Source organism: Martinezella sp. CNPSo 3964, from assembly GCF_057784375.1.
This window is the reverse complement of record NZ_JBXSOW010000003.1, coordinates 494,757-508,255: the sequence shown is the minus strand read 5'-3', so window position 1 is coordinate 508,255 and position 13,499 is coordinate 494,757. Positions and strand designations below refer to the sequence as shown.

The window sequence follows — 13,499 nt, the reverse complement described above, 5'->3', positions numbered from 1 at the left end:
CGAGCACAAGCCTCCGAGCCACCGACCGGGACCCACTAAGGTATAAAGAGATCCCGGAGGTCAACACCCGACAGCGCGATGCGCCCTCGGGTGCTTTTTGGCTTTGCGTCTTGTTTTCGTCATGGAAAAGCACGACGTTTTCGGGCGAGGAACCGCGCAAATCGCGCCAAATCCAAATCCCAGGCGATCGATAAGGAAGAATTGATGTTTGAAAACCTCCAGGACCGTCTTGGTTCCATTCTGAATGGACTGACAGGCCGCGGCGCGCTTTCGGAAGCTGATGTTTCCGCGGCACTCCGCGAGGTTCGCCGCGCGCTGCTCGAAGCCGACGTGGCACTGGATGTCGTTCGCTCCTTTACCGACCGCGTCCGCGAAAAGGCCGTCGGCGCCGAAATCCTGAAGTCGATCAAGCCCGGCCAGATGGTCGTCAAGATCGTCCATGACGAGCTGATCGAGATGCTCGGCGGCGAAGGTGTTGGCATCGATCTCAATGCGCCGGCCCCCGTCGTCGTCATGATGGTCGGCCTGCAGGGCTCCGGTAAGACGACCACAACCGCCAAGATCGCCAACCGCCTGACGAGCCGCGACCGCAAGAAGGTCCTGATGGCCTCGCTCGACACGCGCCGCCCGGCCGCGCAGGAGCAGTTGCGCCAGCTCGGCGTGCAGACGGGCATCGACACGCTGCCGGTCATATCAGGCCAGTCGCCGACCGATATTGCCGCACGCGCGGTGCAGGCTGCCAAGCTCGGCGGCCACGACATCGTCATCCTTGACACCGCCGGCCGTACGCATATCGACGAGCCGCTCATGGTCGAGATGGCGGACATCAAGAAGAAGTCCAATCCGCACGAAATCCTTCTGGTCGCCGATAGCTTGACCGGTCAGGACGCCGTCAATCTCGCCCGCAATTTCGATGAGCGCGTCGGCATCACCGGCCTCGTGCTCACCCGTATGGACGGCGACGGCCGTGGCGGTGCCGCCCTTTCGATGCGCGCCGTAACCGGCAAGCCGATCAAGCTGATCGGCGTCGGCGAAAAGATGGGCGAGCTGGAGGAATTCCATCCCCGCCGTATCGCCGACCGTATCCTCGGCATGGGCGACATCGTCTCGCTCGTCGAGAAGGCGGCCGAAAACATCGACGCCGAAAAGGCCGCCGCCATGGCCGCCAAGATGGCCAAGGGCAAATTCGATCTGAACGATCTCGCCGACCAGCTCGGCCAGATGCAGAAGATGGGCGGCATGGGCGGCATCATGGGCCTGATGCCCGGCATGTCCGGCATGAAGGACAAGATGGCCGCCGCCGGCCTCGACGACCGCCTGTTTAAGCGCCAGATCGCCATCATCTCCTCGATGACCAAGGCAGAGCGCGCCAATCCCGATCTCTTGAAGCATTCCCGCAAGAAGCGCATCGCCGCCGGCTCCGGCACCGACGCCTCCGACATCAACAAGCTTCTGAAGATGCACCGCCAGATGGCGGACATGATGAAGATGATGGGCGGCAAGGGCAAAGGCGGCATGATGAAGCAGCTGATGGGCGGCCTTGCCGGCAAGATGGGCCTCGGCGGCGGCATGGGCGGCATGCCTGACCTGTCGAACATGGACCCCAAGCAGCTCGAAGCCTTGCAGAAGCAGGCCGAAGCCGCCGGCCTCGGTCGTCCCGGCGGCCTGCCGGGCCTCGGTGGCGGCGGTGGTCTGCCGGGTCTGGGCGGCGCCAAGCTGCCCGGCCTCGGCGGTGGTTTCCCTGGTCTCCCCGGTTTGCCGAAGAAGAAGTGAGAAGGATCGTTGACCCCCATGATTGATCCAGACATCAAGGCCCAATTGGGCAACTACCGCCAGTCGATCGACAATATCGATGCCGCACTGGTGCACATGCTGGCCGAGCGCTTCCGCTGCACAAAGGAAGTGGGCGTGCTGAAAGCCAAATACGACCTGCCGCCGGCCGACCCGGCGCGCGAAGAATTTCAGATCGAGCGCCTGCGCCGCCTGGCAAAGGACGCAAATCTGGACCCGGATTTCGCCGAGAAGTTCCTGAACTTCGTTATCAAGGAAGTCATCCGGCATCATGAACAGATCGCTGCGGATTTCAAAGGGTAACCCCCCGGCCGCATGATCCCAGAGACGCAGGACGTTTTCGACAGGGATCACGCAGCAAGAGAAAAGCAGCGCGACGTAACCATGCCGCACAACGAAGCGGTCAAGAAAAGCCTAAGGAGAATTAACATGGCATTGAAAATTCGTCTCGCCCGCGGTGGCTCCAAGAAGCGCCCGTACTACCACGTTGTCGTAGCCGACGCCCGCTCGCCGCGCGACGGCCGTTTCCTGGAGACCCTCGGCTCCTGGAATCCGATGCTTGCCAAGGACGACGCCAAGCGCGTTGAACTCAAGGCTGACCGCATCAAGCATTGGCTCGACCACGGCGCCCAGCCGACCGACCGCGTTCTGCGCTTCCTCAACGAAGCCGGCCTCGCAAAGCGCGAAGCCAAGAACAACCCGGAAAAGGCAAAGCCGGGCAAGCGCGCTCAGGAACGCGCTGCCGAGAAGGCACAGAAGGCTGCTGACGCCGCTGCTGCTTCTGAATAATCGGTCCTTGTGACTGTCGAAAGCGGGCGGCATGGCAACATGCCGCCCGTTTTTTGTTTCCCATCGGCTGGCGTTCAGCCTATGAGAGAACGCAATTAATCCCGGCAATCGGCGAAGAGACCATGACGAAACTGCAAAACCCGGTATTGATGGCGACCATCGGCGCGGCACAGGGCCTGAGAGGCGAGGTGCGCGCCCGCGCCTATACCTCCGATCCGACCGCGCTCGGCGACTACGGCCACCTGCACAGCATGGACGGCCGCAGCTTCGAGGTGCTGGAAATCCGCGAGGCCAAGAACGTTGTGGTGGTGCGCTTTCGCGGCGTCAATGACCGCAACGCCGCCGAAGCGTTGAACGGGCTGGAACTCTATATCGAGCGCGACAACCTGCCGGACGACGAACTCGACGACGACGAATTCTTCTACACCGACCTCGAAGGGCTGGAAGCCGTCGATGACAAGGGCACCGGCTACGGCACGGTCAGCGGCGTCTATGATTTCGGCGCCGGCGATCTGCTGGAGCTGAAAGGCCCCGGCAAGCGCCCTGTTCTGATCCCCTTTTCCGAGGCTGCCGTGCTCGAAATCGACCTCGAGGGCGGCAAGATCCTGATCGACCCGCTGGCCGCCGGCCTGATCGACGGCCCCGATGACCTGATCGGCAAACCGGAAAAGCCCGAGAAGCCGCAGGGCAAGCCGAAGAAGAAGTGATCCTCATTGGGAAGTGACCGCACCATGAGTTTCCGGGCGACCATATTGACGCTTTATCCCGAGATGTTTCCCGGTCATCTCGGCAGCTCGCTCGCCGGCAAGGCGATGGAACGAGGGCAATGGTCGCTGGATACAGTGCAGATCCGCGATTTCACGACCGACAAGCACCGCACCGTCGACGACACGCCGGCTGGCGGCGGCGCCGGCATGGTGTTGAAGCCCGATGTGCTTGCCCGCGCGATCGACTACGCCAGTGAAAACGATCACCGCCCGCGACTGTTGATGAGCCCGCGCGGCAAGCCGCTGACGCAGAAGCGTGTGCGCGAGCTCGCAAGCGGCGATGGCGTCATCATCGTCTGCGGCCGCTTCGAAGGCGTCGACCAGCGCGTCATTGACGGCCGCGACCTCGAGGAAGTCTCGATCGGCGACTATATCCTCTCGGGCGGCGAGCCGGCTGCCCTGATACTGCTCGACGCCATCGTCCGCATCCTGCCCGGCGTCATGGGCAACGACCTTTCCGGCCTGCACGAAAGCTTCGAAAGCGGGCTGCTCGAGCATCCGCATTATACCCGCCCGCAGATCTGGGAGGGCCGCGAGATCCCGGCCATCCTCACCTCGGGCAACCACGCGGCAATCGCCAAATGGCAGAAAGAGCAGGCCGAGCAGCTGACGCGAGAGCGCCGACCGGATTTGCTGGACGAGCCGCCGACGAAACAGCTGCGGTGATGGCTGGATGAGCGATATCCATTCGAACAGACCGCCAAACCGGCAATAAACGCCACTTAATTCCCCGCCAAGGGGTGACAAACGCGTGACAATAGGATATGTGCGCGGCCGGCATGGGAAAACTCCCATCAACCACCAAAGAAAAGCAGACGTATCCGCCCCTGCCGTAACAGGCATATATCCGAGGCGAGACCTTGAAGGTCCGACCAGGGATAGAGATCGTTCAGGGCGCTCTGGCTGTTGAAGCAACAACGAGGTTGATACTATGAACATCATTCAGCAGTTGGAAGCCGAACAGGCTGCCAAGATCGAAGCCAAGCGCACGCTTCCCGAATTTTCCGCTGGCGACACCGTTCGCGTCAACGTGAAGGTCACGGAAGGCAACCGTACCCGCGTTCAGGCCTATGAAGGCGTTTGCATCGCCCGCTCCGGCGGCGGCCTGCAGGAAAACTTCACGGTTCGCAAGATCTCCTACGGCGAAGGCGTCGAGCGCGTATTCCCGGTTTACTCCCCGATGATCGAAAGCGTCGAAGTCGTTCGCCGCGGTAAGGTCCGTCGCGCCAAGCTCTACTACCTGCGCGACCTGCGCGGTAAGGCTGCCCGTATCGTCGAGAACACCGGCACCCGCGCCCGCAAGCTCAACGACGCCGAGCGTCAGGCTCTGGCCGATGAAAAGGCACGCATCGAAGCCGAGAAGGTTGCAGCCGCTCAGGCGCTCGCAGCCGAGAAGGCAGCTGCAGAAGCCGCAGAAGCAAAGGCAGCTGCAGAAGCTGCTGCAGCCGCAGCAGCCGAGCCGGCAGCAGAATAAGTTTCGATCCATACGGATCGCGACAATGAAAGGCGGCCTCCGGGTCGCCTTTTTTTACTATCGCCGCCCGGCGGCGTGGCAGGCGGAAATTTCTCCGCCAATCGCCAGTTTTAGAGCTGCTTTTCCATTTTTCGTGATTGCGCCCCTGGCAATGGCCTTGCCATGAGCTTTCCAAATATGACAGTTTTCCGCCACGCTAATCGGGGAGATTTCCATGGCATTCCGTCGTTCGTTTCTTCTGGGCCTCGGCGCCCTTGTGCTTGCACCTTTCGCCGCCTTCGCGGCCGACCTTCCGAACCTCAACGGCAAGACCGTTATCGTCGTCACCGAGAATGCCTATCCGCCGCTGCAGTTTATCGATCCGAAGACGAACAAGGCGATCGGCTGGGAATATGACGCCATGAACGAGATCGCCAAGCGACTGAACTTCAAGGTCGAATACCAGAACACCAGCTGGGATGCGATGATCCAGGCCGTTTCCGAAGGACAGTACAACATCGGCATGACCGGCATCACCATCAAGGATGACCGCAAGCAGAAGGTCGATTTCTCCGATCCCTACATGCGCTCCGAACAGTTCATGCTGGTGCGCGGCGACGAGAAGCGCTTCACCGACGCCAAAAGCTTCGCCGCCTTCAAGGACGGCCTGATCGGCGCGCAGCCGGGCACGACCCCCTTCTACACCGCCGTATACTCGGTTCTCGACGGCAACGAGCAGAACCCGCGCATCAAGACCTTCGAAACCTTCGGCGCCACCGTGCAGGCGCTGAAGACCGGCGACGTCGACATGGTGCTGACCGACGGCACAGCCGGCAAGGGCTATGTCGATGCCTCGAACGGCGGCCTGAAGCTCACCGGCGGCCCGCTCGGCACCGAGGATTTCGGCTTCATCTTCCAGAAGGGCTCCGATCTCGTCGCCCCGGTCAATGCCGCGATCGCCAGCCTCAAGGCCGACGGCACCTTCGAGGCGCTCAACAAGAAGTGGTTCCTCGACTACAAGATGGGCCAATGAACTCTGAAGATCGATATATCGGAAGCCCGCTCTGATGGCACCTTTGGCAGGCCCGGGCGGGCACCGCGGCAAGGATGATTTCCCCTGGTGGTTGGTCGCCCTTGCCATCCTCGGCGTCGCCGCCTCCTTCGCAATCGCGGCGAACGGCCTCTACACGCAGATCTTTTCTCTTCTATTGAACGGCATCGGCGTCACGATCTTCGTGACGCTGGTGGCCTTTACGCTTGCGATACTGCTTGGTCTGGGGCTTGCGTTGCTCGGCCTGTCGGATGTGCTCGTGCTGCGGCAGCTTGCGCGTTTCTATATCGAGATCGTGCGCGGCATTCCGATGCTGGTGCTGCTTTCCTACATTGCCTTCGTCGGCACGCCGGCCTTCGTGGCCGTCTATAACTTCGTTACATCCCCGCTGGTCTCCGCCGGCTGGACAAGTCCACTCGTCACCCGCGACGTGCCCTTCGTCTGGCGCACCATCATCGCGCTGACCATCGCCTATTCGTCCTTTATCGCCGAAATTTTCCGCGCCGGCATCCAGGCGGTCGACCAGGGTCAGATCGAAGCGGCAAAGGCGCTCGGCCTCAGCCGCTTCCAGCGCTTTCGGCTTGTCGTCTTCCCTCAGGCGATCCGCGTCATCCTGCCGCCGCTGTCGAACGATTTCATCGCCATGGTGAAGGATAGCTCGCTGGTCTCCGTACTCGGCGTCGCCGATATCAGCCAGCTTGCAAAGCTCTATTACTCGGCCAATTTCCGCTACTTCGAGACGCTGTCGATCCTCGCCTTCATCTACCTGCTGCTGACAGTCGGCCTGTCGCTGCTGCTGCGGCAGCTCGAAGCCTGGATGCGCCGCCGCTCCGGCAGTGACCGCTCCGCCTTCCCCCGCATGGCGGCAGGCCAGCCGCCGGGCGCGCAAATGTGATCGGTGTGGCCTACTGCATGATTCCTTAAATCGGGATCGATTTAAGGATAAAATTATGCAGCAGATTAAAAGCGCAACAGCGCCGACCGTACCGATACAGCCTATCGTCACCATTGCCGAAGGTTTTGAAAATTGATATGAGCATGGCCATGAGTAAGATCATGAGCAAGGACGGACGTTACGTCACGGCTTTCGTGCTGCAGGACCACAAGCGCCTGCCGGCACGTTTCTTTGCGATGATTTCGGGCGCGCTCAACAGCCGACTTCGCTGATCACACCCGAGGCCGGCGGTCCTGATCCGTCAATCCCTATCTTCGACAATGCCAATATGGATCTGTAGCCATGAGCGCTCCACGCACACTGTACGACAAAATCTGGGATGACCATCTGGTCGACGCCCAGGACGACGGCACCTGTCTTCTCTATATCGACCGCCATCTCGTTCACGAGGTGACCTCGCCGCAGGCTTTCGAAGGCCTGCGCATGAGCGGTCGCAAGGTTCACGCGCCGCAGAAGACGCTGGCTGTCGTCGACCATAACGTTCCGACCTCGCCGGATCGCCACCTCGGCATCAAGAACGAGGAAAGCCGCATCCAGGTCGAGCAGCTCGCCAAGAACGCCGCCGAATTCGGCGTGGAATATTACTCCGAAAACGACAAGCGTCAGGGCATCGTTCACATCATCGGCCCCGAGCAGGGCTTCACCCTGCCCGGCATGACGATCGTCTGCGGCGACAGCCATACCTCGACTCACGGCGCCTTCGGCTCGCTCGCCCATGGCATCGGCACCTCTGAGGTCGAGCATGTGCTCGCCACGCAGACGCTGATCCAGAAGAAGGCCAAAAATATGCTGGTGCAGGTCGACGGCCAGCTGCCGCCGGGCGTCACCGCCAAGGACATCATCCTCGCCATCATCGGCGAAATCGGCACGGCCGGCGGCACCGGCTACGTCATCGAATACGCAGGCGAAGCCATTCGCTCGCTGTCGATGGAAGGCCGCATGACCATCTGCAACATGTCCATCGAAGGCGGCGCCCGCGCCGGCCTGATCGCTCCGGATGAGATCACCTTCGAATACATCAAGGGCAAGCCGCGCGCGCCGAAGGGCGAAGCGTTGGAACAGGCCATCGCCTATTGGAAGACGCTGACATCAGACGAAGGCGCGCATTACGACCGCATCGTCAAGCTCGACGCGGCAAGCCTGCCGCCGATCGTTTCCTGGGGCTCCTCACCGGAAGACGTCATCTCCGTTCAGGGCGTCGTCCCGAACCCGGACGAAATCCAGGACGAGACCAAGCGCACCTCCAAGTGGCGCGCGCTTGACTATATGGGCTTGAAGCCGGGTACGCCGATGACCGAGATCAACGTCGATCGCGTCTTCATCGGCTCCTGCACCAATGGCCGCATCGAGGATCTCCGCGCCGTCGCCAAGGTCGTCGAAGGCAAGACGGTGGCTTCCACGGTCGATGCCATGATCGTTCCGGGCTCCGGCCTCGTGAAGGAACAGGCGGAAGCCGAAGGCCTCGACAAGATCTTCAAGGCTGCCGGTTTCGATTGGCGCGAGCCTGGCTGTTCCATGTGCCTCGCCATGAACGACGACCGCCTGAAGCCGGGCGAGCGCTGCGCTTCGACCTCGAACCGCAACTTCGAAGGCCGCCAGGGCTTCAAGGGCCGCACGCATCTGGTTTCGCCGGCCATGGCCGCCGCCGCCGCAATCGCCGGTCACTTCGTCGATATCCGCGAGTGGAACTGATCCGCTCGAAGACATGAATGACAAAGGGCGGCCCGATGGCCGCCCTTTTTCTTTTTAGAAGCGGTACCGAACCGCAGGACCTATCGTTTCGATACAACTGGCTGGCTGCCAGCTGTGGCGTTCCCCGCCTGCGGCGCTTGCTGCGCCCGCTGGCTGAGCCAGACGCTGCCGAGCACGATCACGATGCCGAACATCTGCATCGCACTCAACTGCTGGCCGAGCATGGCCCAACCGAGGATCACGGCCGTCGTTGGGCTGAGGAAGCCGAGCGGCGAAACCACCGAGGGCTCGAGCCGCGACAGGCCTCGGAACCAGAGGATATAGGTGAGCGCCGCGCCGATCAGCCCGAGATAGGTAAAGCCGAGAATATTTGCGCCGGTCAGATGCGGCAGCGGCGGCTCCAGCAGCAGCGCGACCGGCAGCAAAAGCACGCCACCTGCCGTCAACTGCCATGCCGTAAAGGTCAGCGGCGAGACATCGGGCCGCCAGCGGCGGCTGAGCACGGTTCCCGCCGCCATGGAGAAGGCGCCGGCAATACCGGCGACAATGCCGATCGGATCGAGCGTCGCATTCGGCGTCAGGATCAGCAGCGCGACACCGCCGATGCCGGCGATGGCGGCCACGATCGAAAGGCTGCGGATCGGCGATCCCAGCAGCAATCGCGCCAGCACGATGACGATCAACGGCTGGACGGCACCGACGGTCGCGGCAACACCGCCCGGCAACCGATAGGCCGAAATAAACAACAGCCACCAGAAGATGGAAAAGTTCAGCGCGCCGAGAACCAGCGACTTCAGCCACCATATTCCATGCGGCAACCGGCGCACGATGACGAGCAATAGCAGCCCCGCCGGCAAGGCACGCAGCATGGCGACCGTGAGGGGGTAACCGGCCGGCAGCAGCTGCGTCGTTACCAGATAGGTGCTGCCCCAGATCGCCGGCGCGATGGCTGTCAGCATCAAATCGAAATTGCGATTCATGGCCTTGGTCTCAAATTTATCTTGACCTCAAGATAATCCGAAATACCTTGACGTCAAGATAAAATCATGGCGAAGTCTCGCCATGGATCGCATCGACAAAATTCTCGCTCAATGGCGCCGTGAGCGGCCTGACCTCGACACCACGGCCATGGGCCTCTTCGGGCGCATGCGCAATCTCACGCTCCATCTCTCGCGCGAGATGGAGAAGACCTTTGGCCGCTTCAACCTGAATTCGGCGAATTTCGACATGCTGGCAACGTTGCGCCGCTCGGGCGAGCCCTACACGCTCTCGCCCAGCGACCTGATGGAGACGATGATGGTGTCATCGGGCACGATGACCAATCGCATCGATCAGCTGGAGAGGGCCGGCCTCGTTGCCCGCAGCCAGAACCCGAACGACGGCCGCGGCTTCCTGATATCCCTGACACCAAAGGGTTTCGACCTGATCGACGCCGCGGTGACGGCACATGTCGAAACGCAGAGACGTTTGATCTCGACCCTTTCGGAAGGCGAACGAAAGGCCCTTGACCGCCTGCTACGCAATTATTTAGCCGACTTCGAATCTCGCTGACTGCTCCGAACGTCGCTCGGCGCAGACGTCGCGAATACAGCCCCGCAGCCAGCGATGCGCCGGATCCGCATCCATCCGCGGATGCCAGAGCAGCGAGATCGTCACATCCGACGTCGGTACCGGCAGCGAGAAACTATACATGCCAACACGCAGATTGCCGGTATACCGTTCGGGAACGCTGACAATCATGTCGGAGGCGCGCGCCAGGGCCAGCGCCGCGGAAAAACTGCCGACGAGCGTTACGATCTGTCGCTCCAGACCCAGCTTTTCCAATGCCGCGTCGATCTGGCCTTTTTGCAGGCCACGTCGTGAAACCAGAATGTGCTGGCCAGCGGCATAGCGTTCCGGTGTCGCCGCGCCCTCGCTCAACGGATGCCCGCTTCGGACCACGCCGATGAAGCGATCATGGAACAGGGCCTGCGTTCGCAGCTCCGGACCAGTATCGTCCCCGACAACACCCGTCTCGAAGTCGATCGAGCCATCGCGCAACGGCGCGCTGTCCTTGTCCAGCTTCTGCGTGAAGTAAAGCCGCACGCTAGGTGCTTGCTCGGCAATGCGCGCGATCAGTTCGGCGCCGAAGTTCTCCACGAAGCCCTCGCGGGTGCGCAGCGTGAAAATTCGGGCAAGCTGCTTCAAATTCAGGGCCTCGGCCGGACGCAAGGCCGCCTCCGACTCCTGCACAAGGCGGCCAACGCGTTCACGCAGCTCCAGGGCTCGCGGGGTCGGCACAAGCCCGCGCCCGGCCTTGACCAGCAAGGGATCGCCGGTCGTCTCGCGCAGGCGGGCAAGCTGCCGGCTCATTGCGGATGGGCTCAGCCGCAATCGCCGGGCGGCGCGCGCGACGCTGCCTTCGGCTAGCAGAACATTAAGGGTGACGAGCAGGTTGAGATCGGGCGTGGACATGTTGCGACCATAGCACGGTTTCGACATATAGCGTCAAATGCACGAATGAAGTGCAAACGCTGCGTGTTCCGCCACATGATGCCGATCGCTATGTTTCTGCCGGGACTTTCTATTACGTCGCCAGAAATGGAGCTCATGTTGAAGCCAATCACTGAAAAGCCGGGCGAAACCGGCCACGCACGATCAGCATCCTCGGTCCGCTGGGCGCTTGCGAGCCTCTCCCTCTCCATGCTGATGCCTTCGCTCGATACCAGCATCGCCAATGTCGGCCTGCCGACGCTCTCCCAGGCCTTCGGCGCATCCTTCCAGCAGGTGCAGTGGATCGTGCTTGCCTATCTGCTCGCCATCACCACGCTGATCGTCAGCGTCGGGCGGCTGGGCGATATTTTCGGCAGGCGGCGCATGCTGTTGATCGGAATAGGCCTCTTCACCCTCGCTTCGCTCTTCTGCGGCATAGCGCCGACGCTGTGGCTGCTGCTCGCCGCCAGGGGGCTGCAGGGCCTTGGCGCCGCCATGATGATGGCGCTGACAGTGGCCATGGTCGGCGAAACCGTGCCGAAGGAGCGGACGGGCGGCGCCATGGGCCTGCTCGGCACCATGTCCGCCATCGGCACCACGCTCGGCCCGTCGCTCGGCGGCATCCTGATCGCCGGCTTCGGCTGGGAGACCATTTTCCTTGTCAATGTGCCGCTCGGGATCACGAATTTCCTGCTCGCCGTTCGATTCTTGCCGGCCGATCGCCAGGAGGAGAAAGTCGCCCAGGGACGCCTGGATGGAATCGGCACCTTGCTGCTGGCTTTGACGCTCGCTGCCTATGCGCTGGCGATGACCATGGGACACGGCAACTTCGGCACACTCAATCTCGGCCTGCTGCTGACAGCCGCCTTCGGCATCGCCCTCTTCGTCTTCACCGAGGCGAAGGTGAAATCGCCGCTGCTGCGTCCTTCCATGTTCCGCGATTCCTCGCTGAGCGCTGGCCTTGCCATGAGCACCATCGTTTCCACCGTCATCATGGCGACGCTCGTCGTCGGCCCCTTCTATCTGTCCGGCGCGCTCGGCTTCGATGCCGCCCATGTCGGCGCCATCATGTCGGCCGGCCCTTTGATCTCGGCGCTGACAGGCGTACCGGCCGGCCGCATCGTCGATCGCTTCGGCGCCCGTCGCATGAGCGTGATTGGCCTCATCGGCATGATGACAGGCCTCTCCCTCATCGCTACACTGCAAGGACGATTTGGTGCTGCCGGCTATATCGGTCCGCTTGTCATCGTCACCGCGCACTATGCGCTGTTTCAGGCCTCCAACAACACTACGATCATGTCCAACATCACGCCCGAACAGCGCGGCGTCATATCCGGCATGCTGAGCCTGTCGCGAAATCTCGGCCTGATTACCGGCACCTCCGTCATGGGTGCGGTCTTCACGCTGGCATCGGGAACCACGGACATCACCACGGCAACCCCGCAGGCGGTGGCGAGCGGAATGCAGACCACCTTCGTCGTCGCCGCTCTTTTGATCGCCGCAACGCTCGTCATCGCATTGACGGGCCGGACCTTTGCAAAGCGCACCACCCTCTCCGAGGAAGCGGCGTGAGATCCGGACAGGAGAAGATGGTGGATGACAAACCCACCATCCGATCAGACCCATTCGCGTCCGCTGAATTCGGACGAAACGAAATCGAGAAAACTGCGGAGCTTCGGCGTGATACGCCGATCGGGCGCGTGGAGGATGTGAAGCGAGCGCGTCGGCACATTGTATTCGGGTAGGACGGCCACTAGCGATCCGGCTTCCAGGCTGGATCGAACGAGCTCGAATGGCTGAAGGATGATGCCGAGCCCGGCGAGCGCTGCCTGCAGCAGCGCCTCACCATTATCGATCATCAGCCGGCCATAGATAGGAATGTTCACGCTCCCATCCGGCCCTTCAAGATCCCAATGCGTCCTCAACATGGTATGCGAAAAGATGAGGCAATCATGCTCTTTCAGATCATCCGGCTTCGAAGGCACGCCACGGGAGCGGAGATAGTTCGGCGCCGCACAGACCACCAGCCGATAGGGATCGAGGCGTCGAGCAATCAAGCCGCTGTCGACAAGTTCGCCGACCCGAAAGACCGCGTCATAGCCTTCGTCGATCAAGTCGACCAAACGGTTCGAGAGCGATAGCTCTATCGAAACCTCCGGATGTGCGCCGAGATATTTGGGAAGCTTCGGCGTGAGGGCATGAATTCCGAATGAAACTGGCGCGTTGATCTTCAACTTTCCGCGCGGCACAGCCCGCGTCTCGGCTGCCAGGGCCTCTGCGGATTCGACCTCAGCGAGGATATTACGGCAGCGCTCGTAAAACTGGCTTCCGACCTCCGTCAGATGCTGGCGGCGCGTGGTTCGGTTGATAAGCCGAATGCCCAGATGCTGTTCGAGAAATTGCACATGCTTGCCGACAAGCTGTGGCGACATGTTCAATGCATCCGCGGCAGCGCTGAACGAGCCGAGCTCAACCGCTTTCACGAAGATACTCATGCTGGACAAGCGATCCATTCGAAACAACCCATTT

The 13,499-nt window shown here is 61.7% G+C and carries 16 protein-coding genes; 12 read left to right on the top strand and 4 right to left on the bottom strand.

Features of this window, described 5'->3' with window-relative positions; genetic code table 11:
* The first annotated feature begins 204 nt into the window (after window positions 1–204).
* The 6 genes from ffh (at window position 205) to rplS (ending at window position 4,821) form a co-directional block, all read left to right on the top strand.
* Window positions 205–1,773, top strand: coding sequence for a signal recognition particle protein (gene ffh, locus AC13Q5_RS12825; RefSeq protein WP_488501889.1), 1,569 nt, complete (start codon window positions 205–207; stop codon window positions 1,771–1,773).
* An 18-nt stretch (window positions 1,774–1,791) separates the two neighbouring features.
* Window positions 1,792–2,094, top strand: coding sequence for a chorismate mutase (locus AC13Q5_RS12820; RefSeq protein ID WP_015341476.1), 303 nt, complete (start codon window positions 1,792–1,794; stop codon window positions 2,092–2,094).
* Window positions 2,095–2,220: 126 nt separating this feature from the next.
* Entirely contained in the window at window positions 2,221–2,580 is a 360-nt protein-coding gene (gene rpsP, locus AC13Q5_RS12815; protein ID WP_075853615.1) for a 30S ribosomal protein S16, read from the top strand.
* Window positions 2,581–2,702: 122 nt separating this feature from the next.
* Window positions 2,703–3,287 carry a ribosome maturation factor RimM gene (gene rimM / locus AC13Q5_RS12810; RefSeq protein WP_488501888.1) on the top strand — a complete coding sequence of 195 codons (585 nt, stop codon included), beginning with the start codon at window positions 2,703–2,705 and terminating at the stop codon, window positions 3,285–3,287.
* 24 nt (window positions 3,288–3,311) lie between these two features.
* Window positions 3,312–4,013, top strand: a complete 702-nt coding sequence (trmD, locus tag AC13Q5_RS12805; RefSeq protein ID WP_488501887.1) for a tRNA (guanosine(37)-N1)-methyltransferase TrmD — start codon at window positions 3,312–3,314, stop codon at window positions 4,011–4,013.
* Window positions 4,014–4,278: 265 nt separating this feature from the next.
* Complete coding sequence (gene rplS / locus AC13Q5_RS12800; RefSeq protein ID WP_075853612.1) at window positions 4,279–4,821, top strand: 50S ribosomal protein L19; 543 nt, start codon at window positions 4,279–4,281, stop codon at window positions 4,819–4,821.
* A gap of 57 nt (window positions 4,822–4,878) precedes the next feature.
* Here rplS and AC13Q5_RS12795 read toward each other — a convergent pair whose 3' ends face one another.
* Window positions 4,879–5,037, bottom strand: coding sequence for a hypothetical protein (locus AC13Q5_RS12795; protein ID WP_488501886.1), 159 nt, complete (start codon window positions 5,035–5,037; stop codon window positions 4,879–4,881).
* Here AC13Q5_RS12795 and AC13Q5_RS12790 point away from each other — a divergent pair.
* From AC13Q5_RS12790 to leuC, 4 genes are all read left to right on the top strand, one after another.
* Window positions 5,036–5,833, top strand: a complete 798-nt coding sequence (locus AC13Q5_RS12790; RefSeq protein ID WP_488501885.1) for a transporter substrate-binding domain-containing protein — start codon at window positions 5,036–5,038, stop codon at window positions 5,831–5,833. The two genes, AC13Q5_RS12795 and AC13Q5_RS12790, sit on opposite strands and share 2 nt — an antisense overlap.
* A gap of 34 nt (window positions 5,834–5,867) precedes the next feature.
* Complete coding sequence (locus AC13Q5_RS12785; RefSeq protein ID WP_488501884.1) at window positions 5,868–6,746, top strand: amino acid ABC transporter permease; 879 nt, start codon at window positions 5,868–5,870, stop codon at window positions 6,744–6,746.
* Between the two features lie 149 nt (window positions 6,747–6,895).
* Window positions 6,896–7,018 carry a hypothetical protein gene (locus tag AC13Q5_RS12780; protein WP_280117190.1) on the top strand — a complete coding sequence of 41 codons (123 nt, stop codon included), beginning with the start codon at window positions 6,896–6,898 and terminating at the stop codon, window positions 7,016–7,018.
* 70 nt (window positions 7,019–7,088) lie between these two features.
* Window positions 7,089–8,498 (top strand): 3-isopropylmalate dehydratase large subunit, encoded by a 1,410-nt coding sequence (leuC, locus tag AC13Q5_RS12775; protein WP_488501883.1) that lies wholly within the window; start codon window positions 7,089–7,091, stop codon window positions 8,496–8,498.
* A gap of 80 nt (window positions 8,499–8,578) precedes the next feature.
* Here leuC and AC13Q5_RS12770 read toward each other — a convergent pair whose 3' ends face one another.
* Window positions 8,579–9,478 (bottom strand): EamA family transporter, encoded by a 900-nt coding sequence (locus AC13Q5_RS12770; protein ID WP_488501882.1) that lies wholly within the window; start codon window positions 9,476–9,478, stop codon window positions 8,579–8,581.
* An 82-nt stretch (window positions 9,479–9,560) separates the two neighbouring features.
* On the opposite strand from AC13Q5_RS12770, the gene AC13Q5_RS12765 reads away from it, so the two are divergent.
* Complete coding sequence (locus AC13Q5_RS12765; RefSeq protein WP_488501881.1) at window positions 9,561–10,049, top strand: MarR family winged helix-turn-helix transcriptional regulator; 489 nt, start codon at window positions 9,561–9,563, stop codon at window positions 10,047–10,049.
* Here the strand turns inward: AC13Q5_RS12765 and AC13Q5_RS12760 are convergent.
* Window positions 10,026–10,952, bottom strand: a complete 927-nt coding sequence (locus tag AC13Q5_RS12760) for a LysR family transcriptional regulator (RefSeq protein ID WP_488501880.1) — start codon at window positions 10,950–10,952, stop codon at window positions 10,026–10,028. The genes AC13Q5_RS12765 and AC13Q5_RS12760 overlap by 24 nt on opposite strands.
* Window positions 10,953–11,087: 135 nt before the next feature.
* Between AC13Q5_RS12760 and AC13Q5_RS12755 the strand changes: the two genes are divergently transcribed.
* Window positions 11,088–12,542, top strand: a complete 1,455-nt coding sequence (locus AC13Q5_RS12755) for an MFS transporter (protein ID WP_488501879.1) — start codon at window positions 11,088–11,090, stop codon at window positions 12,540–12,542.
* Window positions 12,543–12,586: 44 nt separating this feature from the next.
* Here the strand turns inward: AC13Q5_RS12755 and AC13Q5_RS12750 are convergent, their stop codons facing one another.
* Window positions 12,587–13,483, bottom strand: a complete 897-nt coding sequence (locus tag AC13Q5_RS12750; RefSeq protein ID WP_488501878.1) for a LysR family transcriptional regulator — start codon at window positions 13,481–13,483, stop codon at window positions 12,587–12,589.
* Window positions 13,484–13,499: the final 16 nt, after the last annotated feature.

Excerpts from the sequence above, each read along its gene's own strand:
- AC13Q5_RS12820 (WP_015341476.1), top strand. The coding sequence starts at position 1,792 with ATGATTGATCCAGACATCAAGGCCCAATTGGGCAACTACCGCCAGTCG.
- rpsP (WP_075853615.1), top strand. The coding sequence starts at position 2,221 with ATGGCATTGAAAATTCGTCTCGCCCGCGGTGGCTCCAAGAAGCGCCCG.
- AC13Q5_RS12765 (WP_488501881.1), top strand. The coding sequence starts at position 9,561 with ATGGATCGCATCGACAAAATTCTCGCTCAATGGCGCCGTGAGCGGCCT.
- AC13Q5_RS12770 (WP_488501882.1), bottom strand. The coding sequence starts at position 9,478 with ATGAATCGCAATTTCGATTTGATGCTGACAGCCATCGCGCCGGCGATC.
- trmD (WP_488501887.1), top strand. The coding sequence starts at position 3,312 with ATGAGTTTCCGGGCGACCATATTGACGCTTTATCCCGAGATGTTTCCC.
- AC13Q5_RS12750 (WP_488501878.1), bottom strand. The coding sequence starts at position 13,483 with ATGGATCGCTTGTCCAGCATGAGTATCTTCGTGAAAGCGGTTGAGCTC.
- rplS (WP_075853612.1), top strand. The coding sequence starts at position 4,279 with ATGAACATCATTCAGCAGTTGGAAGCCGAACAGGCTGCCAAGATCGAA.
- AC13Q5_RS12785 (WP_488501884.1), top strand. The coding sequence starts at position 5,868 with ATGGCACCTTTGGCAGGCCCGGGCGGGCACCGCGGCAAGGATGATTTC.
- ffh (WP_488501889.1), top strand. The coding sequence starts at position 205 with ATGTTTGAAAACCTCCAGGACCGTCTTGGTTCCATTCTGAATGGACTG.
- AC13Q5_RS12790 (WP_488501885.1), top strand. The coding sequence starts at position 5,036 with ATGGCATTCCGTCGTTCGTTTCTTCTGGGCCTCGGCGCCCTTGTGCTT.
- rimM (WP_488501888.1), top strand. The coding sequence starts at position 2,703 with ATGACGAAACTGCAAAACCCGGTATTGATGGCGACCATCGGCGCGGCA.
- AC13Q5_RS12780 (WP_280117190.1), top strand. The coding sequence starts at position 6,896 with ATGAGTAAGATCATGAGCAAGGACGGACGTTACGTCACGGCTTTCGTG.
- AC13Q5_RS12755 (WP_488501879.1), top strand. The coding sequence starts at position 11,088 with ATGTTGAAGCCAATCACTGAAAAGCCGGGCGAAACCGGCCACGCACGA.
- leuC (WP_488501883.1), top strand. The coding sequence starts at position 7,089 with ATGAGCGCTCCACGCACACTGTACGACAAAATCTGGGATGACCATCTG.
- AC13Q5_RS12795 (WP_488501886.1), bottom strand. The coding sequence starts at position 5,037 with ATGGAAATCTCCCCGATTAGCGTGGCGGAAAACTGTCATATTTGGAAA.
- AC13Q5_RS12760 (WP_488501880.1), bottom strand. The coding sequence starts at position 10,952 with ATGTCCACGCCCGATCTCAACCTGCTCGTCACCCTTAATGTTCTGCTA.